Origin of the sequence: Agrococcus sp. Marseille-P2731 (genome assembly GCF_900117395.1) — a bacterium.
Taxonomy (GTDB): Bacteria; Actinomycetota; Actinomycetes; order Actinomycetales; family Microbacteriaceae; genus Agrococcus.
Genome location: NZ_FPEG01000003.1, coordinates 772355 through 797931, shown reverse-complemented (window position 1 = coordinate 797931; position 25577 = coordinate 772355). Strand labels below are relative to the sequence as shown.

Annotated in this window: 24 protein-coding genes; 9 read left to right on the top strand and 15 right to left on the bottom strand. The window is 70.9% G+C overall.

What is annotated here, in order from left to right:
* Positions 1–6: 6 nt before the first annotated feature.
* Positions 7–543, bottom strand: a complete 537-nt coding sequence (locus BQ6202_RS11950; RefSeq protein WP_072314641.1) for a MarR family winged helix-turn-helix transcriptional regulator — start codon at positions 541–543, stop codon at positions 7–9.
* A 39-nt stretch (positions 544–582) separates the two neighbouring features.
* On the opposite strand from BQ6202_RS11950, the gene BQ6202_RS11945 reads away from it, so the two are divergent.
* A complete protein-coding gene (locus BQ6202_RS11945) occupies positions 583–1467 on the top strand; it encodes an EamA family transporter (RefSeq protein ID WP_072314640.1) in 885 nt (294 codons plus the stop codon).
* Here BQ6202_RS11945 and BQ6202_RS11940 read toward each other — a convergent pair whose 3' ends face one another.
* Together BQ6202_RS11940 and BQ6202_RS11935 are read right to left on the bottom strand one after the other, a co-directional pair.
* A complete protein-coding gene (locus BQ6202_RS11940) occupies positions 1468–2637 on the bottom strand; it encodes an NAD(P)/FAD-dependent oxidoreductase (protein WP_083587253.1) in 1170 nt (389 codons plus the stop codon).
* A complete protein-coding gene (locus BQ6202_RS11935; protein WP_072314639.1) occupies positions 2634–3488 on the bottom strand; it encodes a MurR/RpiR family transcriptional regulator in 855 nt (284 codons plus the stop codon). Before BQ6202_RS11935 ends, BQ6202_RS11940 begins: the two co-directional genes overlap by 4 nt.
* Positions 3489–3583: 95 nt before the next feature.
* On the opposite strand from BQ6202_RS11935, the gene BQ6202_RS11930 reads away from it, so the two are divergent.
* Positions 3584–4711: an NAD(P)/FAD-dependent oxidoreductase gene (locus tag BQ6202_RS11930; protein WP_072314638.1), complete on the top strand. Its 1128-nt coding sequence runs from the start codon at positions 3584–3586 to the stop codon at positions 4709–4711.
* A 24-nt stretch (positions 4712–4735) separates the two neighbouring features.
* On the top strand, positions 4736–6124 hold the full coding sequence (locus BQ6202_RS11925) for a sodium/glutamate symporter (RefSeq protein ID WP_072314637.1): 1389 nt from the start codon (positions 4736–4738) through the stop codon (positions 6122–6124).
* 41 nt (positions 6125–6165) lie between these two features.
* Here BQ6202_RS11925 and BQ6202_RS11920 read toward each other — a convergent pair whose 3' ends face one another.
* Together BQ6202_RS11920 and rmuC are read right to left on the bottom strand one after the other, a co-directional pair.
* Positions 6166–6816 (bottom strand): NUDIX hydrolase, encoded by a 651-nt coding sequence (locus BQ6202_RS11920; RefSeq protein WP_072314636.1) that lies wholly within the window; start codon positions 6814–6816, stop codon positions 6166–6168.
* A gap of 4 nt (positions 6817–6820) precedes the next feature.
* Complete coding sequence (gene rmuC / locus BQ6202_RS11915) at positions 6821–8305, bottom strand: DNA recombination protein RmuC (RefSeq protein ID WP_072314635.1); 1485 nt, start codon at positions 8303–8305, stop codon at positions 6821–6823.
* An 83-nt stretch (positions 8306–8388) separates the two neighbouring features.
* Here rmuC and BQ6202_RS11910 point away from each other — a divergent pair, with 83 nt between their 5' ends.
* Positions 8389–9120 carry an MBL fold metallo-hydrolase gene (locus BQ6202_RS11910; protein ID WP_072314634.1) on the top strand — a complete coding sequence of 244 codons (732 nt, stop codon included), beginning with the start codon at positions 8389–8391 and terminating at the stop codon, positions 9118–9120.
* 183 nt (positions 9121–9303) lie between these two features.
* On the opposite strand, the gene BQ6202_RS11905 is transcribed toward BQ6202_RS11910, so the two are convergent.
* Both BQ6202_RS11905 and BQ6202_RS11900 read right to left on the bottom strand, forming a co-directional pair.
* The gene (locus BQ6202_RS11905) at positions 9304–10626 is read right to left on the bottom strand and encodes a DUF5302 family protein (protein WP_072314633.1); all 1323 of its coding nucleotides are present in this window, start codon (positions 10624–10626) and stop codon (positions 9304–9306) included.
* Positions 10623–11732 (bottom strand): DUF998 domain-containing protein, encoded by a 1110-nt coding sequence (locus BQ6202_RS11900; protein ID WP_083587252.1) that lies wholly within the window; start codon positions 11730–11732, stop codon positions 10623–10625. The genes BQ6202_RS11905 and BQ6202_RS11900 overlap by 4 nt, the downstream gene beginning before the upstream one ends.
* A gap of 110 nt (positions 11733–11842) precedes the next feature.
* Between BQ6202_RS11900 and BQ6202_RS11895 the strand changes: the two genes are divergently transcribed.
* Positions 11843–13057: a glutaminase gene (locus BQ6202_RS11895; RefSeq protein ID WP_072314632.1), complete on the top strand. Its 1215-nt coding sequence runs from the start codon at positions 11843–11845 to the stop codon at positions 13055–13057.
* A 58-nt stretch (positions 13058–13115) separates the two neighbouring features.
* Positions 13116–14324 carry a glutaminase A gene (glsA, locus tag BQ6202_RS11890; RefSeq protein ID WP_072314631.1) on the top strand — a complete coding sequence of 403 codons (1209 nt, stop codon included), beginning with the start codon at positions 13116–13118 and terminating at the stop codon, positions 14322–14324.
* 4 nt (positions 14325–14328) lie between these two features.
* On the opposite strand, the gene BQ6202_RS11885 is transcribed toward glsA, so the two are convergent.
* The 5 genes from BQ6202_RS11885 to nrdH form a co-directional block, all read right to left on the bottom strand.
* Positions 14329–14994, bottom strand: a complete 666-nt coding sequence (locus tag BQ6202_RS11885; RefSeq protein ID WP_072314630.1) for a DUF998 domain-containing protein — start codon at positions 14992–14994, stop codon at positions 14329–14331.
* 97 nt (positions 14995–15091) lie between these two features.
* Entirely contained in the window at positions 15092–16210 is a 1119-nt protein-coding gene (gene nrdF / locus BQ6202_RS11880; RefSeq protein WP_083587251.1) for a class 1b ribonucleoside-diphosphate reductase subunit beta, read from the bottom strand.
* Positions 16211–16245: 35 nt separating this feature from the next.
* A complete protein-coding gene (gene nrdE, locus BQ6202_RS11875) occupies positions 16246–18396 on the bottom strand; it encodes a class 1b ribonucleoside-diphosphate reductase subunit alpha (RefSeq protein WP_200792252.1) in 2151 nt (716 codons plus the stop codon).
* Entirely contained in the window at positions 18384–18818 is a 435-nt protein-coding gene (gene nrdI, locus BQ6202_RS11870; RefSeq protein ID WP_072315150.1) for a class Ib ribonucleoside-diphosphate reductase assembly flavoprotein NrdI, read from the bottom strand. Before nrdI ends, nrdE begins: the two co-directional genes overlap by 13 nt.
* Positions 18815–19042 (bottom strand): glutaredoxin-like protein NrdH, encoded by a 228-nt coding sequence (nrdH, locus tag BQ6202_RS11865; protein WP_072314629.1) that lies wholly within the window; start codon positions 19040–19042, stop codon positions 18815–18817. Before nrdH ends, nrdI begins: the two co-directional genes overlap by 4 nt.
* A gap of 396 nt (positions 19043–19438) precedes the next feature.
* On the opposite strand from nrdH, the gene BQ6202_RS11860 reads away from it, so the two are divergent.
* Positions 19439–19978, top strand: a complete 540-nt coding sequence (locus BQ6202_RS11860) for a type 1 glutamine amidotransferase domain-containing protein (RefSeq protein ID WP_072314628.1) — start codon at positions 19439–19441, stop codon at positions 19976–19978.
* Positions 19979–20040: 62 nt separating this feature from the next.
* Here the strand turns inward: BQ6202_RS11860 and BQ6202_RS11855 are convergent, their stop codons facing one another.
* Genes BQ6202_RS11855 through BQ6202_RS11845 form a run of 3 tightly spaced genes read right to left on the bottom strand, consistent with a single transcriptional unit; the run spans position 20041 to position 22969 of the window.
* Complete coding sequence (locus BQ6202_RS11855; RefSeq protein ID WP_083587250.1) at positions 20041–20994, bottom strand: hypothetical protein; 954 nt, start codon at positions 20992–20994, stop codon at positions 20041–20043.
* A complete protein-coding gene (locus BQ6202_RS11850; protein WP_072314626.1) occupies positions 20991–21443 on the bottom strand; it encodes a hypothetical protein in 453 nt (150 codons plus the stop codon). The genes BQ6202_RS11855 and BQ6202_RS11850 overlap by 4 nt, the downstream gene beginning before the upstream one ends.
* Positions 21440–22969: a phytoene desaturase family protein gene (locus BQ6202_RS11845; protein ID WP_083587249.1), complete on the bottom strand. Its 1530-nt coding sequence runs from the start codon at positions 22967–22969 to the stop codon at positions 21440–21442. Before BQ6202_RS11845 ends, BQ6202_RS11850 begins: the two co-directional genes overlap by 4 nt.
* Positions 22970–23259: 290 nt before the next feature.
* On the opposite strand from BQ6202_RS11845, the gene BQ6202_RS11840 reads away from it, so the two are divergent.
* Together BQ6202_RS11840 and BQ6202_RS11835 are read left to right on the top strand one after the other, a co-directional pair.
* Positions 23260–24717, top strand: coding sequence for a dicarboxylate/amino acid:cation symporter (locus BQ6202_RS11840; protein ID WP_083587248.1), 1458 nt, complete (start codon positions 23260–23262; stop codon positions 24715–24717).
* A gap of 329 nt (positions 24718–25046) precedes the next feature.
* The gene (locus BQ6202_RS11835; protein WP_072315147.1) at positions 25047–25481 is read left to right on the top strand and encodes an iron chaperone; all 435 of its coding nucleotides are present in this window, start codon (positions 25047–25049) and stop codon (positions 25479–25481) included.
* Positions 25482–25577: the final 96 nt, after the last annotated feature.

Genomic DNA, 25577 nt, shown 5'->3' with positions numbered 1-25577 from the left:
CTCTGTCTAACGATCGTCGCTGTGGGAAGCGCTGGCGGCAGTCGCGCCCGTCCCCGCCTCGAGGTGCAGCGCCCACGTCGTGAGGATGCGCTCGAGCTCGCGCCGGTCGCCCTCGGGCAGGGGTGCGAGGATGCGCCGCTCGTTCTCGAGGTGCGCGGGCATGGCCTCGTCGATGAGCCGCCGCCCCGCATCCGTCAGGCGCACGATGCGGCCGCGTCCGTCGAGCTCGTCGGCCGCACGCTCGACGAGGCCCTTGGCCTCGAGCGAATCGAGGCGCTTGGAGACCGCGCCCTTCGTCACCATCGTCGCGCCGGCGAGCGCCGACGGCGCGAGCGCGTGGGGCGCACCCGTGCGGCGCAGGGTCGCGATGATGTCGAACTCGCCCTCGCTGAGGCCGAAGCGTCGGTAGAGCGCGGCGAGCTCTCCGCTGACGTGCTGCGCGACGCGGCTGAGGCGCCCGATGACGGCGACGGGGGATGCGTCGAGGTCGGGGCGCTCGCGGGCCCACTGGTCGATCATGGTCGCCACTGCGTCGCGCTGCATGCTTGCAGTGTAGTTGACACGGAAACTAGAGTGGTTTCCATGGAAACGAAAACGGGTGCCGGCGCGCTGCGCTGGATCCTGATCGGAGCGCTCGCACCGCTCTCGTGGGGCTCGGTGTACTTCGTGACCCTGCACTGGCTGCCGGCCGAAGAGCCGCTGACCGCTGCGATGCTGCGATCGCTCCCCGCCGGGCTGCTGCTGCTCGTGCTGCGCCGCACGCTGCCGAGCGGCTCCTGGTGGTGGAAGTCGGTCGTGCTCGGCCTGCTGAACTGCAGCGCGTTCTTCGTGCTCGTCTACGTCGCCGCCAAGCTGCTGCCGACCTCCATCGCGGCGATGCTGATGAGCCTGTCGCCGATCGCGATGATGCTGATCGCATGGGGCCTGGTCTCCGAGCGGCCCACCGCGAGGCGGCTGCTCGGCGCCGCCATGGGGCTCCTCGGCGTCGTGCTCCTCATGGCCGCGTCGGTCGGCGCGATCGACGGCTGGGGCGTCGGGGCGTCGGTGACCGGCATGGCGATGTACGCGCTCGGCTCGGTGCTCGGCAAGCGCTGGAGCGGCGAGGTCGATGCGGTCGCCTCCTCCTCGTGGCAGCTGACGGCCGGCGGGCTCCTGCTGCTGCCCTTCGCGCTCGCCCTCGAGGGCGTGCCGAGCGGGCTGCCCGCGACGGCCGTCCTGGGCTACGCCTACATCTCGGTGATCGCGACGGCGCTCGCCTTCGTCTGCTGGTTCAGCGCCCTGCGGCACCTGACGGCCGGCCAGGTGGGGCTGCTCGGGCTGCTCAACCCCGTGACGGGCGTGCTGCTCGGCGTCGCGCTCGGCAGCGAGGCGCTGAGCGGATGGCAGTGGCTGGGCATCGCGGTCGTGCTCGCGGGCGTGGCCGTCGGGCAGACGGTGGCACGGCGTCGCAGGCCAACCCGCGCCTGATCACTGCTCGCCGGGCCGTCGAGCGGGAGCCACGCCCTCGGACTGCCTGCCCCCGGCAGCGAAGCGCCCGGGTCGGAAGCCGTCGAGCAGGGGGCTCGGCTCGCCCCCGCAGAGCTCTCCTGCGATGAGCTCTGCAAGCAGGGGAGCCAGGGTGATGCCGCTGTGCGTCACGACGGCCCAGGTCCTCGCATCCGGCGTGCCGTCCAGCGGGCCAGCGACGGTCTGCCCGTCGGCGGGAATTACGCGGTGTCCGACGCGCACCGACGCGACGGTCGCGTCGTCCCGCTGCAGGAGGTGCATGACGCGGGACGCGAACGCGGCTGCGATCTCCGGATCGTGCTGGTGGTCCGGACCGGCGGCGCGATCGAGGTCGAGGCACTGCGCGACCAGCGCGTCCGGGCCGTCCGGCCGGATGTTCACGTCGTCTGTCGAGAGCACTCGGTCGATGCCGTGCGAAGGCACCACGATGCGCGCCAGGAAGCCCCATGCCGCACCGCCCGCCTGCGGGCCGACGAGCGGCAGCCGGAAGCCGGCCGACGCCGCGAGCGCCTCGCTTCCGTTGCCGGCTGCGAGCACGACGCGGTCGGCATCGACGCGCCCACCCGAGCGGAGCGCGACTCCCGCTCCATCGACCGCGACTGCCGCATCCGTGACGACGGTGCACGCGCCCGACGCCGCGAGCCCGGCGAGCAGCGACGCCCGGATCGGCCCCGGATCGCAGTGCCCCTCGAGCGGGAACTCAGCGGCGATGGCGCCGGGCGAGACGGCGCCGGGTACGCGTTCGGCGGCCCCTGCAACGGGGACGAACGAGGCGGGGTAACCGAGCGAGCGCAGGTGAACGACGCGCTCCCGCAGCGTCTCCACGTGCTCCGCTCGAGCGACGATCACCGCGTGACCGCCCCAGGTGACGTGCGCTGCGTGCCGATCGCCGAAGCGCCCGCGCCAGACGTCGAGGCCTCTGCGGTTCAGCGCTTGATAGGACTCGGGCCGCTTGCGATGGCTGTTGAGCCACGCGAACGTCGTCGACGTCGCCCCTGCGACGTCGCCTGACTGGTCGACGAGCGTCACGCGGCAGCCGCGCGCGACGAGCGCGTCGGCAAGGGTCGTGCCGACGAAGCCGGCACCGACCACCGCGACGTGCAGCGACGATGCGGGCCCTGCTGCGGTCATCGCGAGAACTCGCTGCGGTAGGCCTGCGCGCGCTGCCTGGCCTCCATCGCGCGTCGCGGGTGGCGTCGAGCGATCTCTGCCACGAGCGCATCGATGAGCGCCATCGTGCTCGCCGCTTCGGTGGCAGCACTGCTCTGCGTCGGCGGCAGGCGGAGCACCTCCGCCCCTGCGGAGCGCAGATCGGCGGAGACCGCGCCCTGCGTGATGATGAAGACGCGCGATGTGAGCCGCAGAGCGGCCGCAGCGAACCGCTCGACATCGGGGAACATCGCGCGCGGAGCGACGATCAGCACCGCGTCATCCGTGCCAGTGCGGAAGGCGGCATCGGCGTTCGCGTGTCCGCCACCCGTCACTGCCCGTGAGCGCAAGCCGATCCGCGCGAACTCGAGATCTGCGTACCCGGCCATGAACGACGCTGTGCCGAGCCCGTAGAGGGTGATGCTCGAGGCCGCGCTGCACGCGTCGACCGCGCGAGCAGCGACGCCCCAGTCGATGCTGTCGTGCACACCGAGGGTCAGTGCGGCTGCGGATCGCAGCACCGGCGCCATCGCGGCCGCCGCACTAGCGCTCGGATCATCTTCGTCGGTCACGGACACCGCGTCGAGCCTGCTCCTCAGCACGGTCTGGAGGTTGCCGGGATCATGCAGCTCGTTCGCGCAGTACGCCTTCATCTCCTTGATGTTGTCGAAGCCGAGCTTCTGCGCGGTCCGCGCGACGGTCGCCTCGCTCGTACCGGTGTGCTGCGCGATCTCTGAGCCGCTCGCCGTCGCGAACTGCAGCGGGCGCTCCAGCGCGAAGAGCGCCACGGCCTGCTCGAGGCGGGTGAGGCTGGGGCGTGTCTGGGGCCACATGCGACCATCCTCTCGCTGAAGGAAATCTTCCAGAATTGACACTGACTGGAGGAAAGTCTACGGTACAGGCAATGTGCGAGTGACAGGAGAAGTACATGGACGCGGAGTTCGTCATCGTCGGCGGCGGAGTGCACGGCCTGGCAACGGCGTACCACCTCGCGCTCGGCGGCGCAGCATCGGTCACGGTGCTCGAGGCGGGGGTCGTCGCGAGCGGCGCGTCCGGCGGCTTCGGAGAGCGCGGGGTGCGCGCCAACCGACGCGATCTTCGCGAGCTGCCGCTGATGGCTGAGGCGAACTCCCTCTGGCCCACGCTGCACGAGGAGCTCGGAGCCCCGACCGGGTACCGCCGCACGGGTGGCGTCTACCTCATCGACGGCCCCGCCAGCACCGGCTTCAAGGGCCTGGACGCGGCCGAGGTCTACGCGAAGGCGCACCGCGGCCTCGGTGTAGTCGCTGAGGTCTGGGATCGGCGTCGCGTCGAGCGCGAGTATCCGGGCATCTCTCCGGCTGTCCAGGGGGCGAGCTTCGTGCAGACCGATGGTGTCGCCTCGCACGCGAAGACGACGGAGGCGTACGCGCAGGCAGCGCGCCGCCTCGGCGTCCAGGTGGTCGAGCAGACGCACGTCGCCGACCTCGAGGTCGACGCTGCAGGGCGCGTCCGAGCGGTCATCACGGCGCAGGGCGAGCGCATCCGAGTCGGGAGGGAGGTCCTCCTGGCCAACAACACCGGCGTGCGCGATCTCGTGCTCGCCGCCGCGGGTCAGGAGCTCCCGCTCTGGTCCGTCTACCCGCAGGCGCTTCGCCTGCGCAGCTTGGTCGCTCCCCAGATCCCGATGCTCACAGGCCACGAGACGCGTCCGCTGTCGGTGAAGGTGCTCGGCGATGAGCTCATGCTGAGCGGCGGATGGCGCGGTCGAGCGACGCCGGCCGGAGGCGTTCCCGACGAAGAGCGCATCCGCGGCAACATCGCGGTGCTCGAAGCGGTCTTTCCGTATCTCACCGGTCTCGAGGTGGTGGATGCCGACGTGTCTAGGGCTGAGAGCGCCTCCGTCGATCAGATCCCCATCATCGGCCGATGCGGCCCCAACCTGTCCGTGGCCACGGGCTGGTCGGGGCACGGGTGGGCCATCGCGCCCGTGGTCGCGCGACACCTGGCGACCATGCTGCTGCACGACTCGCGGTCTGCGCTCCTGGCGCCGTTCAGCCCCGACCGCTTCCACTGACCTGTCCAGACCAAGGAGGCAAAGATGCCAGACCTCGTCGCCATCGATTCCGGTGCGCTGGGTTCGCTGCTGATCGCAGTGAGCCTGCTCGGTGTGCTGCTGCTCGCGGGCGTGCTGCTGCGAGCACTCATCCCGGCCCTGCGCCGCTACTTCATCCCCGCCGCGCTCATCGGTGGCATCATCGGCCTCATCCTGGGCCCGCACGCCACCGGCGTGGTGCCGGAAGAGGTGAGCGGCACGTGGTCTGCGCTCGCCGGAATCCTGATCACGATCGTGTTCGCTCCGATGCTGCTCGGAGAGAACCTCCCGAAGGCGCGCGAGGCGGTCAAGGAGGCTGCGCCGCACGTCTTCTACTCCTACTTCAGCAGCTTCGCGGTGATCGCTGTGCCGGCGCTGCTGACCTTCCTGGTCTTCACGCCCCTCTTCGGCACGAACGCGCTCTTCTCGACGATCTTCGAGGTCTCGTGGCCCGGCGGTCACGGCACCGCGGCGGGCATGGAGGAGGCCTACTCGGCCCTCGGCTGGGCCGAGGGCTCGTCGCTCGGCCTCGGCTCTGCGACGGCGGGCCTGGTCTTCGGCATCGTCGGCGGCATGGTGCTGATCAACATCGCGGTTCGTCGAGGGCAGCTGCTCAACGCCGGGGGCGGTGCCAAGGGGACCACCACCGACATCCTGCCGATCGCCGAGGCCCGGGTCGAGTCGCAGGGACGCCTGAACCGGGCCTCGCTCGACAACCTCGCGTTCCACTTCGCGCTCATCGCCGTCGCCGTGCTCCTCGGCTACGGGCTGAAGATCCTCGTCGACATGGTCATCACCGGCGTGCCGCTGTTCCCGCTCGCGATGATCGGCGGACTCATCGTGCACCTGATCATCAAGCGCACTCCCGCATACGCGCTGGTCGACAAGGCGACGCTCAACGCGATCACCGGCATCGCGCTCGACTTCCTCGTGGTCGCCGCGGTCGCAGCGCTCTCGCTGCCCGTGCTGCTCGACAACTGGCAGGCGCTCCTGATCTCGCTCATCATCGTGGCTGCCATGAGCGTCGCGATCTTCTACTGGATCGGCCCGAGGATCTTCGCCAAGGACTGGGTGGAGAACAGCATCGTGAACTTCGGTGCGATGACAGGCGTCGTGTCCGTCGGGCTCGTGCTGCTGCGTGCCGCCGACCCGAACCTCAAGACCGGCGCGTTCCGCGGCTTCGCCCTCCGCGCTCCGTTCGCGAGCCCGTTCGTCGGGGGCGGTCTGCTCACCGCGCTGTTCCCGGTCGCCGTCGCGAACTGGGGCAACCTCTGGGTCGGTGTCGGGTGCGTCGTCATCTGCGCGGCGCTCATCCTGCTCGCGAAGGTCACGGGTGTCTGGAAGTCGCCTCGGAAGCGCGCGGCTGAGCTGCAGGCGACCTCGGCGCTCGGATGAGGTGGACCGGGGCGGCGGAAGCCGCCCCGGAGCGGCCACGCTCAGCGGTGCTCGAACCTCCAGGGCAGCGAGCCGACGTGCAGCCGGTGGCGCGGGCCCTCCTCGGTGTCGGGCGCGTCAGCCTCGTAGCCCTCGTCGCCCTCCCAGATGGCCAGGCCGCGCGCGGAGTCCTGCTTCGTCGCATAGACGCGCAGCTCGTGCTGCCGCAGCCCGGCGAGCGCGCTCTCGACCGTCGGGTAGGCCATCAGGGTGTCGAGCGTCACCCACGTGGGCGGGAAGAGCCGCAGGCCGCCCGCGCCGTGGCGCTTCAACGCATCCGCCGGCCTGATCCAGAGGTGGTCGACGACCTCTGAGGGCTGCGGCACGATCTCGCCGTCGGGTGCTTCGGCGACGAAGAACCAGGTGAGGAACTTCGTGTCGAGCTGCACGGGCGGCGACCAGTGCGAGAGCGGGACGAGCGACTCGGGCTCGGCGATCAGCCCGGTCTCCTCGGCCGTCTCGCGCACGGCGGCGTTGCGAGCCGTCAGCTCGGCGTCGTCCGACACCGCGTCGACGGGCTCGACCTTGCCGCCGGGGAACACCCAGCCGCCGGCGAACGAGCCGCGGTCGGGCCGCTGCAGCAGCAGCACCTCGATGGCGCCGGAGCCGTCGCGCATGAGCACGAGGGTCGCGGCGGTGCGAATGGCGGTCACGCGGTCACGCTATCGCCGAGTCGCCCTCTCCCGTGCTCAACTCGCGCGTCATCTCGCGGATCTCGCGGTCGGCGCGGGTGCCCTCGGTCGGGTCCTCCGCATGGGCCGTGCTTCGCGCGTCCGCCGTGCTGGCCGCGTGCAGGTCGGCCTTCTGCGCCGGCACCGCGAGCACCTCGAGGGGCGCGTTGCGCTCGAGCGAGGGCTCGAGCCCCTGCAGGCTCGAGAAGCGCCGCGCCTGCGTGACGACGTTGCGGTCGAGGGATGCGTTGAACGCGTTGTACGCCTCGACGGTCTTGTTGAGCCGCGTGCCGAGCGTCGTCAGGTGCGTGCCCATCGTGCCGAGGCGCTTGTGCAGCTCGCGGCCCACCTCGAGCACCTGCAGGGCCTCGCTCGCGAGCTGCTCCTGGCGCCACGTGTAGCCGACCGTGCGCAGCAGCGCGACGAGGGTCGCTGGGGTCGCGAGCACCACGTTGCGATCGAAGGCCCGCTCGAAGAGCGAGGGGTCGCGCTCGAGCGCGGCGTTGAGGAAGGGCTCGGCCGGCACGAACATCACGACGAACTCCGGGGTGCCGGGCACGGCCTCCCAGTAGGCCTTCGAGCCGAGCTGGTCGATGTGGTCGCGCAGGTGCCTGGCGTGCGCGTCGAGCCGCTTGTCGCGGGTGGCGTCGTCGCGTGCCTCCATCGCCTCGAGGTAGCCGCTGAAGGCGACCTTCGCATCGACGATGATCTGCTTGTCGCCGGCCAGGTGCACGAGCATGTCGGGGCGCAGGGCGCCGTCGTCGGTGACGTGGTGCGCCTGCTCGGTGAAGTCGACGTGCTCGAGCATGCCGGCGGCCTCGACGACGCGGCGCAGCTGCAGCTCGCCCCAGCGCCCGCGCACCTGCGGAGCGCGCAGGGCGTTCACGAGCTGCCGCGTCTCGAGCGAGAGCTGCTCGGAGGAGGAGCGCATGGCCTGCAGCTGCTCGGCGAGGGCCGCGCTCGCCTCGGCGCGCGCCTTCTCGGCGGCCGTCACCTCGCCGCGCACCGATTCCAGCGACTTCGACAGCGGCTCGACGAGCTGCTGGACGGCGGCCTCGCGCTTGGCGAGCTCTGCCGCGCCCTCGCTGCTCGAGCGCCGCAGTCGCTCCTCGGCCTGCTCGAGGAAGACCGCGGAGTTGCGCTCGAGCGCGGCGCGGGAGAGCTGCGCGAACTCGTCGGCCCGGCGCTGCGCATCGGCCTGCAGCTCGGCGATCGCCTCGCGGCCGCGCTCGCGCTCGTCAGCGACGCGGCGCTGGGCCTCATCGCGCACCTCCTCGAGCTGCGCTGCATGCCGGCGGTCGGCCATGTCGCGCTCCCGCTCGCGCTCGTGCTCGAGCATCTCGAGCCGGCTGCGCGTCGCCTCGAGCGCGCCGCTCGCGCGCGCGGCACCGGCCCGCATGCCGAGCCACGCGCCGAGCCCGCCCGCCAGCACGACCGCGAGGAGGGCGACGACGACGATGAGCGGATCCATGACCCCATCGCACCAGAGGCCGCCCACATCCGAGCGCGCCGCGCCCAGCGCGCGAGACGCCCGGCGCGCGTAGGGTCGTTGCCATGGTCGACATCCAGCGCATCCTCGCGCCAAACCCTGGCCTCATGACCCTCGACGGCACGAACACCTACGTGCTCGGCGGCCAGGTGGTCGTTGATCCGGGGCCCGCCGACCCCGAGCACCTCGAGCCGCTCGTGGCGCTGCGCCCGCGGCTGATCCTCATCACGCACGGGCACGCGGATCACAGCGAGGGGGCGAGCGAGCTCGCGCGCTCGACAGGCGCAGAGCTGCGCGCCTTCGATCCCGACCACTGCCTGCGGGGCGAGCCCCTCGTCGACGGCGAGTGGATCCCGGTCGACGACGTCGAGCTGCAGATCCTCGCCACCCCCGGGCACACCTCCGACTCGATCTCGATCGTGGTGCCCGGTCAGGCGGTGCTCACGGGCGACACGGTCCTCGGCCGCGGCTCCACGGTGATCATGCACCCCGACGGCTCGGTGAGCGCGTTCCTCGCGACGCTCGACAAGCTCGAGGCGCTCGGCGATCTCGAGGTGCTGCCCGGCCACGGCGACCCGCGAGCCTCGATCGCGGAGGCCGCGCGCGAGTACCGCGAGCACCGCAAGCAGCGCCTGGCAGAGGTGCGCGACGCGGTCGCCGAGCTCGGCACGAGTGCCGAGGACGCCGACCTCGACGCCATCACGGACCGGGTCTACGCCGACGTCGACGACGAGATCCGCTTCGCTGCGCGCGCGTCCATGGCGGCGCAGCTGGCGCACCTCGCCGCGACCGACTGAGGACCGCCCGCACGGCCCCTGCCTGCAGGAGCGCACTGGCCGTCGCGAGCGAGCGCGACTCGGCGATCCGCGCCGTGATCAGGATGGATCGGCGATCCGCACCGAGCAGAGGACGGATCGGCGATCCGCACCGAGCAGAGGACGGATCGCCCGCTGCCCGCGTTCGGTCCTCGACTCGGTGCGTCAGCCGCTCTTGCGGCGGTGCACGCGCTTCTGCACGGCGGGGCCGGTGTGCGCGCCCTGCACGTTCGTCTGCCCGGCCATGCCCTGGCCGTGGTGGCCGAGCTTCTTCTTGTCGAGCGCCTCGCGGAACTTGCGCCGCTGCGCCTCCTCGGGCGTCTCGCTGCCCTCAGGGGTGTCCGAAGGGGTCGTGACCTCTTCCGGCTCGGCATCGTGAGTCGTCATGCGACCACCTTGCCGCCTCGCGCCTGTGATGTCGACCTCGACGCACCGTCGCGAGCAGATGCGGCCGCATCGCTCGCGTCGCGATCGGCGGTCGCGGCGTCGAGCGCGCGCACGAAGACGATGAGCCAGATGAAGATGATGCCGCAGGCCGCGAACTCGAAGCCCGTGAAGTTGTAGTAGCCGAGGGGCACCCAGAGCACGAGCGCGACGAGGCAGCCCGACGCACAGCACGAGGAAGATCACGACCATGCTGGCGGCGAAGCCGATGTGGAGCCACTGCGCGATGTCGACGCGCACGATGCCCGTGAGCACCATGCACGCACCGATCAGCGCGAGCAGTCGACCGACCCACTCCGCGCCGCCCCGCTCGCCGCGCCCGGTGATGCGATCGAGGTCGGCGCGCACGCAGCCGCCCAACGTCGCGACGAGCACCCCCGAGAGCCCGAGCGTCATGTTGAAGGCGAAGCCCGAGATGCCGCCGTCGGCGCCCAGCTCTGAGAAGTGCACCTCCCACCACTCCTCGTTGGATGCGGTGAGCATCGAGAAGAGCACCCCCACCACCAGGAAGGTGGGCATGAGGATGCCGAGGGTGCGCGTCGAGATGTCGTCGCCCAGCGGATGGGCGAGGTAGGCCGCCGCGCCAGCGGCGATGGCGCAGGCGAGCGCTCCGCCGAGGGCGTCGAGCTCGAGCCCGACGAAGCCGGCCTGGAACACCTCGCCGGCGGAGTAAGCGGCCAGGTAGCCGAGCCCGAAGGTGACGAGCGCGATCGCGAGCATCGCGCAGGCACGCGTGGTGCGCTGCAGGTGCTCGGTCAGCGTCGGCAGCCGGTGCGTGGAGTGCAGCTGGGCGAGCGCGAATGACGCGGCTGCTGCACCGCCCGTGGTGAAAGCGGCGACCCTGGCGACCGAGTCGTCGCCGGCGAGGGGGTGCGTGTCGCCGCGGAGGACGACGAGCGCGATCACGAGGGCGATGGCACCGGTCGCGCCGGCGCTGAGCACGGCGCGCAGCTCGAGGCGTGCGCGGGCGCTGCTTCCCTCGCCGCCCGAGGGGTGCGCGAGCGCATCGATCGCATCGCGGATCCGGGTGACGAGATCGGTCATGCTGCTGATCGAACCACGTTCGCGCCTCGCAGCAGCGACGGCTGCGCCGAGGGGCGGGATCCGTCGGGCGCGCCAGCGGCCACGGTGCGCACGAGCGCGGTCATCCAGACGAAGAGGATGCCGACCGCGACCGCCTCGAGCCCGGCGGCGCTGTAGACGTCGAATGGTCGCCACAGCAGCAGGGCGACCACGAGCGCGACGACGGCGGCCACGGTGGTGAGGAGCATCGCGCGCGGCGGCCCGGGCATGACGAGCGTCACGACGACAGCCGTCACGCCGAACAGGCCGAGGGTGCCGAAGGCTGCGACATTGTGCGCCAGTCGGGCGTCGGTGACCGGCAGCAGGCCGACGGCTGCGAGGCACGCCCCGGTGAGGGCGAACAGCACCACCACCGCCGCGATGCGGCCGAGCGCGGCGTCGCCGAGCCAGCGGTGCAGGTCGCGGCCGAGGTAGGAGCCGATGGTCGCGACCAGCAGGCCGGCGACGATGACGGTGCCGTTGAACGCCCAGCCGCCCTCGCCGGTGCCGAGGTCGGAGAAGTGCCGCTCCCACCAGCGCGGGTCTGCGGCAGTGATCATGGCGAAGACCACCCCGATGGTGAGGTAGCAGAACAGCAGGGCGGCGAGGTCGTGCGTGCGCAGCTCGACGCCCGCCTGGAACGCCAGCCAACCGGCCGCGGCGCTCGCGATGCCGGTGAGCAGCGCGCCACCGATCGCGGGCGCCTCGAGCCCCTGCAGCCCGAGTGCGAGGATCTCACCGCCGGTGAGGACGCCGATGGCGCTGACCGCTGCGAGGGCGAGCGTGAGGGCGGCCGTGGAGGCGTGCGAGACGGCGCGCTGCCAGCTGGGCATCGGCGCGGTCTCGCGGCGGCGGTGCAGGAGGGTGCTCAGCACGAAGGCGCTCGCGGCGACGATCGCGGCGATGCCGGCGGCCGGATGCGTGACGGTCGGGGATCCGAAGTCACCGCTGATGGGGCGCGGGGCGCCGGCGAGGACGATGAGGCCGAGCGCGAGGCCCACGCCGAACGCTGCCCAGGCCGCGGCGGTCGCGCGCGACTCGCGGCGGGCGGCGGCGGCGCGCGACGCTGCTTGCTCGGGTGACTGCACGCATCCGATGCAACCACGCGGGGCTGACGCGCGCCCCGCGCCGTGCACAGCGGCGCCGACGGCTGTGGGCGGTCAGCCGGCCAGCGCTGGCCGGTCGATAGCCTCGGCGCATGCGCTCACCCGTGACCGACTACCTCGGGGCGGTCCTCCGCTCCTGCATCGACGACGGCGACGAGGGCGAGGTCGCGACGTACATCCCCGAGCTCGCAGCCGTCGATCCCGATCGCTTCGCGGTCGCGCTCTGCACGATCGACGGCACCGTCTACGCGGCGGGCGACGCCGAGCATCGCTTCACCATCCAGTCGATGTCGAAGCCCTTCGCCTACGCGCTGGCGCTCGCGGATCGCGGGCTCGAGGCCGTGCTCGAGCACGTGGGCGTCGAGCCCTCGGGCGACGCGTTCAACGAGATCTCGCTCGAGGACAACGGCCGGCCGCGCAACCCCATGATCAACATCGGCGCGATCACCACCCATGCGCTGACCGGGCCGCCGGATGCGACGGCCGAGGAGAGCACGGCCCGCGTGATCGAGGGGCTCTCGGCCTTCGCGGGCCGGCAGCTCGAGGTCGACCAGCAGGTCTACGCCTCCGAGCGCGCCACCTCCGACCGCAACATGGCGCTCGCGTACCTCGTGCGGGCTCGCGGCAAGCTCGAGGACGCGCCGGGCGATGCCGTCGATGGCTACACGGCACAGTGCTCGCTCGTCGTCGACGTGCGCGACCTGGCGGTGATGGCGATGACGCTCGCGGCGGGCGGCCGAAACCCCGTCACCGGCGAGCAGGTGGTGCCGGCGTGGGTGTGCCGGCAGGTGCTGAGCGTGATGGCGACCTGCGGCATGTACGACGCGGCCGGCGACTGGATGAGCCACGTCGGCATGCCGGCGAAGAGCGGCGTCTCGGGCGGCGTGCTCGCCTCGCTGCCCGGGCAGGTGGGCATCGGCACCTTCTCGCCGCGCCTCGATCGCTTCGGCAACAGCGTGCGCGGCGTTCGCGCCTGCGAGCGGCTGTCGAGCGACATGGGCCTGCACCTGATGCAGACCCCGGAGGTCGCCTCGCACGTGCTCTACGGCGTGGTCGACCCTGACGACGACGGCGATCGGATGCGCGAGGTGAAGCTGCAGGGCGTCATGCACTTCGCGGCGGCCGAGGTCGCGCTCCGCGAGCTGGAGCGGATCCCCGAGGGCGACGAGCCGATCGTGCTCGACCTCTCGCGCGTGAGCTCTGCGAACGCGGTGGGCAGGCTGATGCTGCGCGAGGGCGTGCGGCGGCTGGAGCGCGACGGCCACGCGGTGCGCGTCGACGATCCGGACGGCGTGCTCGACGACTGAGCGGCGCAGCGCCGGGCCCCACCGGTCCACCATCAGCGCCGCTCGCTAGCCTCGCCCCATGCGCAACCCGATCCCCGACCTGCTGGACGAGCTGCGCGAGCGATGCGCCGATGACGACGGCGGTGAGGTGCTCAGCACGATCCCCGAGCTCGCGAAGGCCGATCCGGATCGCTTCGGCATCGGGCTCTGCACGATCGACGGCACCGTCTACGGCACGGGCGACGCCGAGCACCGCTTCTCGATCCAGTCGATCTCGAAGCCCTTCGCCTACGCGCTCGCGCTCGCGGACCGCGGACGCGACACCGTGCTCGAGCACGTCGGCGTCGAGCCCTCGGGCGACTCCTTCAACGAGATCTCGCTCGAGCAGAGCGGCAGACCCCGCAACCCGATGATCAACATCGGCGCCATCACGACGCATGCCCTCATCGGCCACGAGGGCATCAGCCGCAAGCAGCGCGACAAGCGCGTGCAGCAGGGGCTCTCGGCCTTCGCGGGTCGGAAGCTCGACGTCGACGAGGAGGTCTTCGCCTCCGAGCAGTCGGAGGCGAGCAGGAACCTCGCGCTCGCCTATCTCGTGCACGCGCGGGAGAAGCTCGACGGCGAGCCGCACCACGCGGTGGAGGGCTACATCCGGCAGTGCTCGCTGCTGGTCGACGTGCGCGACCTCGCCGTCATGGCGATGACGCTCGCGGCGGGCGGTCGCAACCCGGTGACCGGCGAGCAGGTGGTGCCGACGTGGGTCTGCACGCAGGTGCTGAGCGTCATGGCGACCTGCGGCATGTACGACGCCTCCGGCCAGTGGATGAGCACGGTCGGGATCCCGGCGAAGAGCGGCGTCTCGGGCGGGGTGCTCGGGGCGCTGCCGGGCCAGGCCGGCATCGGAGCCTTCTCGCCCCGGCTCGACGAGATCGGCAACAGCGTGCGCGGCGTGCGCGCCTTCGAGGCACTGTCGGCAGACCTCGGCCTGCACCTCATGCACGCGCCAGAGGTGGCGTCGCACGTGCTCTACGGCGTGGTCGAGCCGGATGCGGACGGCGACGGCCTGCGCGAGGTGCAGCTGCAGGGCACGATGCACTTCGCGGCCGTCGAGGTGGCGCTGCGGGAGCTCGAGGAGGTGCCTGACGGCGAGTCCTTCGTGCTCGACCTCTCGCGCGTCGCCTCGGCGACCGACGTCGGCCGCCGGCTCCTGCTCGAGGCGGTCGAGCGGATGCGCGCCGATCGTCGAGAGGTGCGCATCACCGACCCCCACGACATCCTCGGGGGCTGATCGCTCAGGCCACGGACTCGTCGCGCGAGCGGAGCACGAGCGTCGAGACGCCGAGCACGACGAAGGCGATCGTGGTGGGCCAGACCGCGAGCCGCTCGGTCGCACCGATCGTCGCGGCGTCCTGCTGGAGGAACAGCACGATGCCGAGCCAGTCGGCGGCGGCCAGCGCGCCGATGATGGCGCCGACGCGCCACCGCCCCGCAGCCACGAGCGCGATCGACGTCGCGGTCACGAGCAGCGCGCCGCCGCCGATCGCCAGCAGCGCTCCGAGGCCGTGCATGGCGCTGCGCGCCGGGTCGCCGCCGAGCTCCTCGGCGATCGAGCCGGGGAAGAGCCCGACGATCGCCGTCCCGACGGCGAAGACGTGGCCGAGGATGCCGACGATCCAGCGCCATCCGCGAGGCAGCTCGCGCGCCAGCAGCCAGGTCGCTCCGACGAGCAGCACGCCCTGGAGCACGAAGCCGGTGTTCATGACCGCGTGGGCGGGTGAGCACACGATGCGCTCGGGGAGCGTCTCGCACTCGGGCACGCCGAGGTCAGAGATGTAGTTGGCGACGAAGCTGTAGGGGACGCGGGTCCAGGCTGCGGCGGTGACGAGCTCGGCGACGAAGTACTGCGCCGTCATGATCAGCAGGATGCCGCCGGCGAGGCGTCGAGCTCTGGTGCGCATCCATCCATCGTCTCGCAGCCGCACCGCTCGCACGGCCGCATCATGCAGCGAAGCGGCCCCGCACCGCGATGGTGCGAGGCCGCTTCGAGCTTCCGGACTAGAAGTCCCAGTCGTCGTCCTCGGTCGCCTCGGCCTTGCCGATGACGTAGGAGGAGCCCGAGCCCGAGAAGAAGTCGTGGTTCTCGTCGGCGTTCGGCGACAGGGCCGAGAGGATCGCCGGCGATACGTCGGTCACGGTCTGGGGGAACAGCGGCTCGAAGCCGAGGTTCATGAGCGCCTTGTTGGCGTTGTAGTGGAGGAACTTCTTGACGTCCTCCGTGAGGCCGACGCTGTCGTAGAGGTCGGCCGTGTACTTCGACTCGTTCTCGTAGAGCTCGTAGAGCAGCGAGTACGTGTAGTCCTTGATCTCGGCCTGGCGGTCAGCGGGCAGCTGCTCGAAGGCCTTCTGGAACTTGTAGCCGATGTAGTAGCCGTGCACGGCCTCGTCGCGGATGATGAGGCGGATCAGGTCTGCCGTGTTCGTCAGCTTCGCGCGGCTCGACCAGTGCATCGGGAGGTAGAAGCCCGAGTAGAACAGGAACGACTCGAGCAGCGTCGAGGCGATCTTGCGCTTCAGCGGGTCATCGCCCTCGTAGTAGTCGATGATGATCTCTGCCTTGCGCTGCAGGTAGGGGTTCTCCTGCGACCAGCGGAAGGCCTCATCGATCTCCTTCGTCGACGCGAGCGTCGAGAAGATCGAGGAGTAGGACTTGGCGTGCACCGACTCCATGAACGCGATGTTCGTGTAGACGGCCTCCTCGTGCGGCGTGATCGCGTCGGGGATGAGCGACACGGCGCCGACGGTGCCCTGGATCGTGTCGAGCAGCGTCAGGCCCGTGAAGACGCGCATCGTGAGGAGCTTCTCGTCCTCCGTCAGCGTGCCCCACGACTGGACGTCGTTCGACAGCGGCACCTTCTCGGGCAGCCAGAAGTTGTTCACGAGCCGGTTCCAGACCTCGAGGTCCTTGTCGTCCTCGATGCGGTTCCAGTTGATCGCTTGCACCAGGTGGTTGTGGCGGTGCTGCTGCTTCTGGGCCGCCGTCTGCTCGGCGCCCTCCGCGTGGGCCTCAGCGGTCTCGGCTCGCTCGACCTCGATGGTCTCGCGCGCCTGCTCGGCGTCGACGGGCGCCTCGGCGATCTCGTCGAACGCGCTCGCGGCGGTGTCCTGGGTGTCCATGTCCTGTTCCTTCATCGTCTCGTCGTCGGCTGCCGCTAGAGCATGCAGCTGACGCAGCCATCGACCTCGGTGCCCTCGAGCGCCAGCTGGCGGAGTCGCACGTAGTAGATGGTCTTGATGCCCTTGCGCCATGCGTAGATCTGGGCCTTGTTGATGTCGCGCGTCGTCGCGGTGTCCTTGAAGAACAGCGTGAGCGACAGACCCTGGTCGACGTGCTGCGTCGCCGCGGCGTAGGTGTCGATGATCTTCTCGGGGCCGATCTCGTACGCGTCCTGGAAGTACTCCAGGTTGTCGTTCGTCATGAACGGCGCCGGGTAGTAGACGCGGCCGAGCTTGCCCTCCTTGCGGATCTCGATCTTCGACGCGATCGGGTGGATCGACGACGTCGAGTTGTTGATGTACGAGATCGAGCCGGTCGGGGGCACCGCCTGCAGGTTCTGGTTGTAGATGCCGTGCTGCTGCACGAGCGCCTGCAGCTGGCGCCAGTCGTCCTGCGTCGGGATCGCGACCTCAGCGGTGTCGAACAGCTCCTGCACGCGGGCCGTCGCCGGCTTCCACTCCTGCTGGGTGTACTTCTCGAAGAACTCACCGGAGGCGTAGGTCGAGCGCTCGAAGCCGTCGAAGGTGCGACCCGTCTCCTGCGCGATGAGGTTCGACGCGCGGAGGGCGTGGAACAGCACCGTGTAGAAGTAGATGTTCGTGAAGTCGATGCCCTCGTCGGAGCCGTAGTGGATGCGCTCGCGACCGAGGTAGCCGTGCAGGTTCATCTGGCCGAGGCCGATGGCGTGGCTCATGTCGTTGCCGCGGGCGATCGAGGGCACGGAGCCGATGTTCGACTGGTCGGAGACCGCCGTGAGGGCGCGGATGGCCGTCTCGACCGTGCGGCCGAAGTCGGGCGCATCCATCGACAGCGCGATGTTCATCGAGCCGAGGTTGCAGGAGATGTCCTTGCCGACGGACTCGTAGTCGAGGTCGTCGTCGTAGGTCGACGGGGTGTTGACCTGCAGGATCTCGCTGCAGAGGTTCGACATGTTGATGCGGCCGTCGATCGGGTTCGCCCGGTTGACGGTGTCCTCGAACATGACGTACGGGTAGCCCGACTCGAACTGGATCTCGGCCAGCGTCTGGAAGAACTCGCGAGCGTTGATCTTCGTCTTCGTGATGCGCGAGTCGTCGACCATCTCGTGGTACTTCTCGGTCACCGAGATGTCGCTGAACGGCACGCCGTAGACGCGCTCGACGTCGTAGGGCGAGAAGAGGTACATGTCCTCGCCCTTCTTCGCCAGCTCGAACGTGATGTCGGGCACGACGACGCCGAGGGACAGCGTCTTGATGCGGATCTTCTCGTCGGCGTTCTCACGCTTCGTGTCGAGGAATCGCATGATGTCGGGGTGGTGCGCCTGCAGGTACACCGCGCCCGCACCCTGACGGGCGCCCAGCTGGTTCGCGTAGGAGAAGCTGTCTTCGAACAGCTTCATCACGGGGATGACGCCGGAGGACTGGTTCTGGATCTGCTTGATCGGGGCGCCGTACTCACGGATGTTCGTGAGGTTGAACGCCACGCCGCCGCCGCGCTTCGAGAGCTGCAGGGCCGAGTTGATCGAGCGGCCGATCGACTCCATGTTGTCCTCGATGCGGAGGAGGAAGCAGGAGACGAGCTCGCCGCGCTGCTTCTTGCCCGCGTTGAGGAACGTGGGGGTGGCCGGCTGGAAGCGGCCGTTCACGACCTCGTCGACGATCTGCTCGGCGAGGGTCTCGTTGCCGGCGGCGAGCGCGAGCGCGACGTTGACGACGCGGTCCTCGTAGCGCTCGAGGTAGCGCTTCCCGTCGAAGGTCTTCAGCGTGTACGAGGTGTAGTACTTGAACGCGCCGAGGAAGGTCGGGAAGCGGAACTTGTAGCCGTAGGCGCGCTTCATGAGCGCCTTGATGAAGTCGAAGGAGTACTGGTCGAGCACCTCCTGCTCGTAGTACTCGTTCTCCACCAGGTAGTCGAGCTTCTCCTTCAGGGAGTGGAAGAAGACGGTGTTCTGGTTGACGTGCTGCAGGAAGTACTGGTTCGCCGCCTCACGATCCTTCTCGAACTGGATCTTGCCGTCCGATCCATAGAGGTTGAGCATCGCGTTGAGCGAGTGGTAGTCCATCGCCGACGTCTTCCCCGTCGTCATCTCGGGCGTCACGGTCGCCATAGTGCATCCAATCCTTCGTTGACGACGCGCACGTCGTCAGGAGTTCCGAACAGTTCGAAGCGGTAGAGGTGCGGCACGTCGCACTTGCGGGCGATGATGTCGCCCGCGAGCCCGTAGCCCGCACCGAAGTTGGTGTTGCCGGCGGAGATCACGCCTCGCAGGTGCTTGCGGTTCTCCTCGTCGTTGAGGAACCGGATGACCTGCTTGGGCACCGCGCCCTTGCCGTCGCCGCCGCCGTAGGTCGGCACGATGAGCACGAAGGGCTCACGCTGCTCGAGGGGCGGCTCCGTGGCATAGAGGGGGATGCGCGCAGCCGGCCGGCCGAGCTTCTCCACGAAGCGGGCGGTGTTGCCCGAGACGCTCGAGAAGAAGACCAGGTCGACCACGGCTGCATCCAGCACGGCCGAGGTCACGGCGATCAGGCCGCGACGATGGCCTTGATGCGGTCGGGCTGGAAGCCCGACCAGTGCGCCTCGTCGGCGATCACGACGGGGGCCTGCATGTAGCCCAGATCCTTGACGGTCTGCAGCGCCTTGTCGTCTGCGGTGACGTCGAAGATCTCGTACTCGATGCCCTGGGCGTCGAGCGCACGAGTGGTCATCGTGCACTGCACGCAAGCGGGCTTGGAGTAGACGGTGACAGTCATGTCGGCCTTCCTTCGTGGAGGGGTGGTGGTGGTGAGCAGGGGAGCGGCGCTGGCCGGGCTCCCACTATATGTGGGGTCTGGCGCCGAGCGATGACACAAGATGGTGTGTTTCTCCACACCTGTTTCAACAGTTCTCCCCAGCTGGTGATTCCCGCCGCGGAACGACGCGGAACTTGCTGTGGAGAGCGGATGCTGACACCTGTGCAGTCGGATCGAAATCTCTTCGCGACACGCCGGAGTCGAGTTACACGCGTGTCATTCGCGATCGTCACGGCGGCACCTCCGGTGGCTCTGCAGCCACTGTGCACCCGGCCACCCACACGCCGGATGACGGTGAGGCGACGCTCAGCGAGGGAGCGTACGGTGCCGATGTACCCCAAACGGAGGAGGAAGCAGATGGCTGACATCACCGGCAAGAAGGTCGCGTTCGTGCTCACGGACGGCTACGAGGACTCCGAGCTGACGAGTCCCTGGGAGGCAGTGCAGGGCGCTGGCGCGCAGCCCACGCTCGTCGCACCGAAGACAGGTGCTGTCGAGGGCAAGAACGGCCACTCGCAGGCGGTGGACGCGACGGCCGCCGACGTCGACGCATCCGAGTTCGATGCCCTGGTGCTGCCGGGCGGCGTCGTCAACGCCGATCACCTGCGCATGGACGAGGGCGCGGTCGCGCTCGTCAAGGGCTTCGTCGACGCGGGCAAGCCGATCGGCGTGATCTGCCACGGCGCCTGGATCCTGATCGAGGCCGGCGGCGTCGAGGGGCGGACGATCACGAGCTACCCGAGCCTCAAGACCGACCTGCAGAACGCCGGCGCGAGCTGGGTCGACCAGGAGGTCGCCACCGACAACGGCCTGGTCTCGAGCCGCACGCCCGACGACCTGCCCGCCTTCAACGCGAAGATCCTCGAGGAGTTCGCGGAGGGCGTGCACCCCGCCTGAGCGGCGCGCGACCGACGCATCGGGAGGGCGCGAGGCGAGAGGCCCCGCGCCCTCCCGCGTGTCTAGCGGCGGCCCGGCAGCACCGCGAGGGCGCCGCCCACCACCTGCGGCAGCCGCTCCCACGGCACGAACGACGCGTAGGCCGCGCCCGAGAGCTGGTAGCGGAACGAGATGTTCATCAGCGCCTTGATGCCCCAGTGCATGCCGAAGGCGCCCACCGCCCAGAGCCGCCCCGTCACGGGGTGCAGGAGCGCGAGCGGGGCGATGAGCTCGAGCGCGAGCGAGGGCGCGGCGGTCGCCGTCCAGATCGGGCGGAAGCCGTAGAGCCGCACGCCGAGCGGCGACGCCTTCGAGCCGAGCACCTCCTTGCGCAGTCCGTCGGCGGCGACCTGGCCGCGCATCGAGTCGCCCGTCGCCCAGCCCCAGCCGAGCGGCCCCTCGACCTTGGCGACGCCGCTCAGCCAGTACACGAGGGCCGACACGGCAGACATCAGGCGCGGCGGGTAGCCGTAGCGCCAGTGCGGCGCCGACGAGGCGGGCCTGCCGAGGATGCGGAGCGCGAGCGCGTCTGCGCTCCAGGCGTCGGCGGATGGCGCGCAGGCCGCGACGATCGTGTGCAGCACGAGCGCGTTGTCGTTGTGGAAGACCATCGACCAGGAGTTGCGATAGCTGAGGGTCCACAGCAGCAGCCCCGCGTGCACGGGGCCCGTGATGCGATGCGCGATGCCGAGCGTGAAGGCGGCGCCGGCGGCGATCTCGGCGACCACGAGCGCATCGGCGACGCGCGGCGGCAGTGGGCGGCGCAGCAGCTTGCACGGCCCGACGGGCGCGAAGAGCTCTGGATCCGTGCGGTGGATGCGCGCGAGCATGCGGGTGCGTCGAGCAAGGTAGCCCACCGCGTAGGCGCCCAGCAGGATGCGCGAGCCCGCGAGGCGCTCCGGCGGCGCGGGTGCGAGCACCCGGTCGAGGGCGGCGCGGCCGACCGCGGTCGCGAGCTTGGCCGCATCGCCCCTCACGACGCATCCGATCGCTGTGCGACGCCGAGCGTGACCTGGCGCTTTGGCTCGCGGTCGCCCGCGAAGAAGCGGTCGAACTCGAAGGTCGAGCGCACGACGCGCACGCGGTCGATGGGGGTTCGCCGCGTCGGCTCGAGCCGGGCGAGCACCTCGCTCGCGAGGCGGGCCGCGCCCTCCGGGGTCGCTGCGCGTCGCGTGAGCTGCCGCCGCACCTGGTTGAAGCCGCCGGTGCCGAGCCGCCGATAGCCGAGCGGGTGCGAGCCGTCGGCGTCGTCGACGACCACGTGCACGACGCGGCCGTGCCGGCGCCGCTTCGCGCTGAACATCGGGTAGTGCGAGAGCGGGAAGTCGTCGGCAGCGCCTGGGCGGCGATGCCGCAGGACGGGCGCAGCGACGGCGGTGAGCAGCAGGCCGCCGAGCGCGAGCGCGAGCGGTCGGGTGTCGGTCATCGGTGGTCTCCGGATCGGTGGTGTGCGAGCGGTGCGTGGGGTGGGGTCGGGTGCGACGGCGTCATCGGGGCGGGCACGGGGATGCCGTGGGCGCGCAGCGCGGCTCGCGCGGCGTGGAAGCCGCTCATGCCGTGCACGCCGCCGCCCGGCGGGGTCGATGCCGAGCAGAGCCAGATGCGCGGGTCGGGCGTGCCGTAGGGACGCAGCGAGCGGGTCGGGCGCAGCAGCAGCTGCGTGCCGGCGATCGAGCCGCCGATGATGTCGCCGCCGACGAGGTTGGGGTTCGAGCGCTCGAGCGCGGCCGGGCCGGTCTCGATCGCGCCGACGATGCGATCGCGGATCCCAGGGGCGAAGCGCTCGATCTGCGCCGTGACGAGCTCGAGCGCGGGGGCGGTGCAGCCGTGCGGCACGTGCGCGTACGCCCAGACGACGCGCCTGCCCTCGCGCGAGCCCCGGTCGCTCGCGGGCCGGCGGGATGCGTCGTGCGCATCCTGCTGCGCGAGCAGCGTGAAGGGGCGCTCGGGCAGCGCGCCGCGCACGACCGCGCGCTCGGCGGCGGCGATCTCGGCGAGCGAGCCGCCGAGGTGCACGATGCCCGCCTCGGCGACCGCAGGGTCGCGCCAGGGCACCGGCCCGTCGAGCAGCAGGTCGACCTTGGCTGCTGCGGGCGCGTGGCGGAAGCGGCGCAGCGCCGACAGGTAGGCGGGCGCCGCCCGGTCGACGAGCAGCCGCGCGGCGCTGCGGGGCGCGACGTCGAGCAGCACGAGGTCGAAGCGGTCGAGGGATGCGACGTCGTCGATCGGTGCGTCCGTCACGACCTCGCCGCCCAGCGAGCGCAGCACCGCCACGAGCGCCTCGGCGAGCCGCTCGCTGCCGCCGGCGACGAAGGGCCAGCCGCCCGCGTGGGCGGCCGCGCCGAAGAGCACGCCGAAGGACGCGGTGAGTGGCTTCGAGAGCGGCCGCCACGAGTGCGCGGCCGAGCCGGCGAAGAGCGCGCGTGCCGGCTCCGACCGGAAGGCGCCGCGCGCGAGGGCCGCTGCGGGCGCCGCCGCTCGCAGCCCGAAGCTCGCGAGCAGCAGCGGGTCAGCCGGGAGCGGGCCGGTGGGCGGCACCAGCGGGCGCAGCACGCTCGAGGCGACCTCGCCCATCCGTCGTGCGATCGGCTCGTGCACGCGGCGCCAGGCGCGGCCGTCGCGGCCGAGGCCATCGCTCGTGCGCTCGAGGTCGCGGTGCAGCACGGCGGCGGGGCCGTCGTCGAGCGGATGCGCCATGGGGGTCTCGGGCTGCACCCAGCGCAGGCCGTGCGCCGCGAGCGGCAGCTGGGCCAGCGCCGGGCTCATCGCCGCGAAGGGCATGCTCGTGGCGCCGAGGTCGACGATGTGGCCCTCGCCGAAGGGCGCTGCGGAGCGCAGCGCGCCGCCCGGCCGAGCGTGCGCCTCGAAGACAGTCGTCTCGACACCCGCGCGAGCCAGCTCGATCGCGGCGACCAGGCCGTTGGGGCCGGAGCCGACCACGGCCGCTCTCATCGCCGGGCTTCCGGGCTGGCGCTGCATCTGCGGTCCACGAGGTCCTCCGGCTGTGGCTGAGCGGCCGTTCCTGTCGAGCGGCCTGCGACCAGGTTCGCGGCCGGCGGTGAAGGCCAGAGGAGCGCGCGGTGAGAGGCCTCTCATGCGGGCGCGGCCGAGGGATGTGACGCCGCGTGACGGCGCGAGACCACGGCCGCGCTGAAACGATCCGCGATGGGGGGTATAACTGATGGTGCACCTCGGGCGACGTGGCCCGCGCACCCCTCCCACCGCATCCATGAAGGAGCACTGTGTCCGCGACCACCACCCCGGCGCCCTCTCGCGCCCGGAAGATCCTCGGCTCGTTCGGGTTCCAGATCACCCTGGCGCTCGTGCTCGGCGTCGTGCTCGGCCTCGTCGCGCGCCAGCTCGGCCCTGATGCAGAGGGCAACGACAACGGCCTCGCCGCGACCCTCGCCGCGATCGGCTCGAGCTACGTGGCGCTGCTGAAGACGGCGGTCGTGCCGCTCATCCTGACCGCGATCATCGCCTCGATCGCGCAGCTGCGGAAGGTGCAGAACGCTGCCCGCCTGGCCGGCCAGACGCTGCTCTGGTTCGCGATCACGGCGGCCATCGCCGTCACGATCGGCATCGCCCTCGGCACCGTGCTGCAGCCGGGATCGCGCGTCGACACCGGCGAGCTGCAGACCGAGGCGCCCGGCCGGGTCGGCACCTGGTGGGACTTCCTCATCGGCCTCGTGCCGCAGAACTTCCTGGGCCTGACCGTCTCGACGCGCGCATCCGACACCGGTGACCTCAGCTCGACCGTCGGCTTCAACGTGCTGCAGGTCATCGTCGTGGCGGCCGTCGTGGGCATCGCCGCGCTCAAGCTCGGCAAGAAGGCGCAGCCGTTCCTCGACTTCACCGAGTCGGCGCTGCAGGTGATCCAGAAGGTGCTGTGGTGGATCATCCGCATCGCGCCGATCGGCACGGTCGGCCTGCTCGGCAACGCGGTCGTGCAGTACGGCTGGGAGAAGCTCGGCACCCTCGCCTGGTTCGTCGGCGCCGTCTACCTCGGCCTCGCGATCGTGATGTTCATCGTCTACCCGGCGCTCGCGAAGGCGCACGGCCTGTCGGCGCGCAAGTTCTTCTCGGGCGTGTGGCCGGCGGTGCAGCTCGGCTTCGTCAGTCGCTCGTCCATGGGCACGCTGCCGCTGACGCAGCGCGTCGCCGAGCGCAACCTCGGCGTGCCGCGCGAGTACGCATCCTTCGCGGTGCCCTTCGGCTCGACGACCAAGATGGATGGCTGCGCCGCGATCTACCCGGCGATCGCCGCCATCTTCGTCGCCCAGTTCTTCGGCATCGAGCTGACGATCATCCAGTACGTCCTGATCGCCTTCGTCTCGATCGTCGGATCGGCTGCCACCGCTGGCACCACGGGAGCCACCGTGATGCTGACGCTGACGCTCTCGACGCTCGGCCTGCCGCTCGAGGGCGTCGGCCTGCTGCTCGCGGTCGACCCCATCGTCGACATGGGGCGCACGGCGCTCAACGTGGCGGGGCAGGCGCTCGTGCCGACGATCGTGGCGAAGCGCGAGGGCATCCTCGACCTGGAGCTCTACAACGGCGAGCGCGGCGACGGGCCCTTCGTCGACGACGCCGACGAGCCGGCCGAGGTCGCTGCACCGCACGGCGACGCGGCGACGGATGCGTCGGCGACGCCGGGCGACGAGCCCGGGCCGCGTCGGCAGCCGGTCCCCACCGCCTGACGCGGATCGCGGCGCGTGCTGCGCGCCTCCGCAGCCTCCGCGCCTCCGTCGCCGCCGCCTCCGCCGCCCTCCTCTGCTGCGGGACCCCTCCGCCCATGCGGGACCCGGTGCACCGGGTCCCGCATGGGCGAAGGGGTCCCCTTCGTTCGGCGAGCGCTCGGCGGGAGCGAGAGGGACCGCCTCGACCTGCCCGCGACGGGATCGCGCAGGAATGGAGAAGCGCGATGGGCGGCGAGCGCGGCATGATCGGTGCAACGCAGACCGCGCAGCGCGCTGCTGTGGCGCACACGCGCACCAGCGGCGCACCGCATCCGACCGAGGGAATCGACATGGCTGACGACGGCAAGCTCTCCGACTTCGAGAAGCAGGCGCTCAAGGATCGCGCCGCCGAGCTCCGCAAGCAGGCGGGCCGCAAGGGCGGCAGCAAGAAGGAGAAGGACCTGCGCGACGTGCTCGACACGATCGAGGGCCTGCCGGAGCCCGACAAGGCGATCGCGCAGATGATCCACGAGGCGGTCACCGAGGTCGCGCCAGAGCTCGACCCCAAGACCTGGTACGGCTTCCCCGCCTACGCCAGGGACGGCAAGGTGATCGTGTTCTACCAGCAGGCCTCGAAGTTCGACGCCCGCTACGGCACGCTCGGCTTCCAGGACGACGCCTCGCTCGACGACGGCGCGATGTGGCCGGCGTCGTTCGCGATCGTCGAGGCGACGGATGCGGTGCGCAAGCGCGTCGAGGAGCTCGTCAAGAAGGCGGTCGGCTGAGGCCATCGGCGCGCACTCCGCGCTCGCCCTCGGCGAACGGGAATGCGCGGCGCACTCCGATGTTCTAACTTGAGTCTCATACGCTCAAGTTCTCGG

Excerpts from the sequence above, each read along its gene's own strand:
- BQ6202_RS11950 (WP_072314641.1), bottom strand. The coding sequence starts at position 543 with ATGCAGCGCGACGCAGTGGCGACCATGATCGACCAGTGGGCCCGCGAG.
- BQ6202_RS11945 (WP_072314640.1), top strand. The coding sequence starts at position 583 with ATGGAAACGAAAACGGGTGCCGGCGCGCTGCGCTGGATCCTGATCGGA.
- BQ6202_RS11940 (WP_083587253.1), bottom strand. The coding sequence starts at position 2,637 with ATGACCGCAGCAGGGCCCGCATCGTCGCTGCACGTCGCGGTGGTCGGT.
- BQ6202_RS11935 (WP_072314639.1), bottom strand. The coding sequence starts at position 3,488 with ATGTGGCCCCAGACACGCCCCAGCCTCACCCGCCTCGAGCAGGCCGTG.
- BQ6202_RS11930 (WP_072314638.1), top strand. The coding sequence starts at position 3,584 with ATGGACGCGGAGTTCGTCATCGTCGGCGGCGGAGTGCACGGCCTGGCA.
- BQ6202_RS11925 (WP_072314637.1), top strand. The coding sequence starts at position 4,736 with ATGCCAGACCTCGTCGCCATCGATTCCGGTGCGCTGGGTTCGCTGCTG.
- rmuC (WP_072314635.1), bottom strand. The coding sequence starts at position 8,305 with ATGGATCCGCTCATCGTCGTCGTCGCCCTCCTCGCGGTCGTGCTGGCG.
- BQ6202_RS11910 (WP_072314634.1), top strand. The coding sequence starts at position 8,389 with ATGGTCGACATCCAGCGCATCCTCGCGCCAAACCCTGGCCTCATGACC.
- BQ6202_RS11905 (WP_072314633.1), bottom strand. The coding sequence starts at position 10,626 with ATGACCGATCTCGTCACCCGGATCCGCGATGCGATCGATGCGCTCGCG.
- BQ6202_RS11895 (WP_072314632.1), top strand. The coding sequence starts at position 11,843 with ATGCGCTCACCCGTGACCGACTACCTCGGGGCGGTCCTCCGCTCCTGC.
- glsA (WP_072314631.1), top strand. The coding sequence starts at position 13,116 with ATGCGCAACCCGATCCCCGACCTGCTGGACGAGCTGCGCGAGCGATGC.
- BQ6202_RS11885 (WP_072314630.1), bottom strand. The coding sequence starts at position 14,994 with ATGCGCACCAGAGCTCGACGCCTCGCCGGCGGCATCCTGCTGATCATG.
- nrdF (WP_083587251.1), bottom strand. The coding sequence starts at position 16,210 with ATGGACACCCAGGACACCGCCGCGAGCGCGTTCGACGAGATCGCCGAG.
- nrdE (WP_200792252.1), bottom strand. The coding sequence starts at position 18,396 with ATGGCGACCGTGACGCCCGAGATGACGACGGGGAAGACGTCGGCGATG.
- nrdH (WP_072314629.1), bottom strand. The coding sequence starts at position 19,042 with ATGACTGTCACCGTCTACTCCAAGCCCGCTTGCGTGCAGTGCACGATG.
- BQ6202_RS11860 (WP_072314628.1), top strand. The coding sequence starts at position 19,439 with ATGGCTGACATCACCGGCAAGAAGGTCGCGTTCGTGCTCACGGACGGC.
- BQ6202_RS11850 (WP_072314626.1), bottom strand. The coding sequence starts at position 21,443 with ATGACCGACACCCGACCGCTCGCGCTCGCGCTCGGCGGCCTGCTGCTC.
- BQ6202_RS11845 (WP_083587249.1), bottom strand. The coding sequence starts at position 22,969 with ATGAGAGCGGCCGTGGTCGGCTCCGGCCCCAACGGCCTGGTCGCCGCG.
- BQ6202_RS11835 (WP_072315147.1), top strand. The coding sequence starts at position 25,047 with ATGGCTGACGACGGCAAGCTCTCCGACTTCGAGAAGCAGGCGCTCAAG.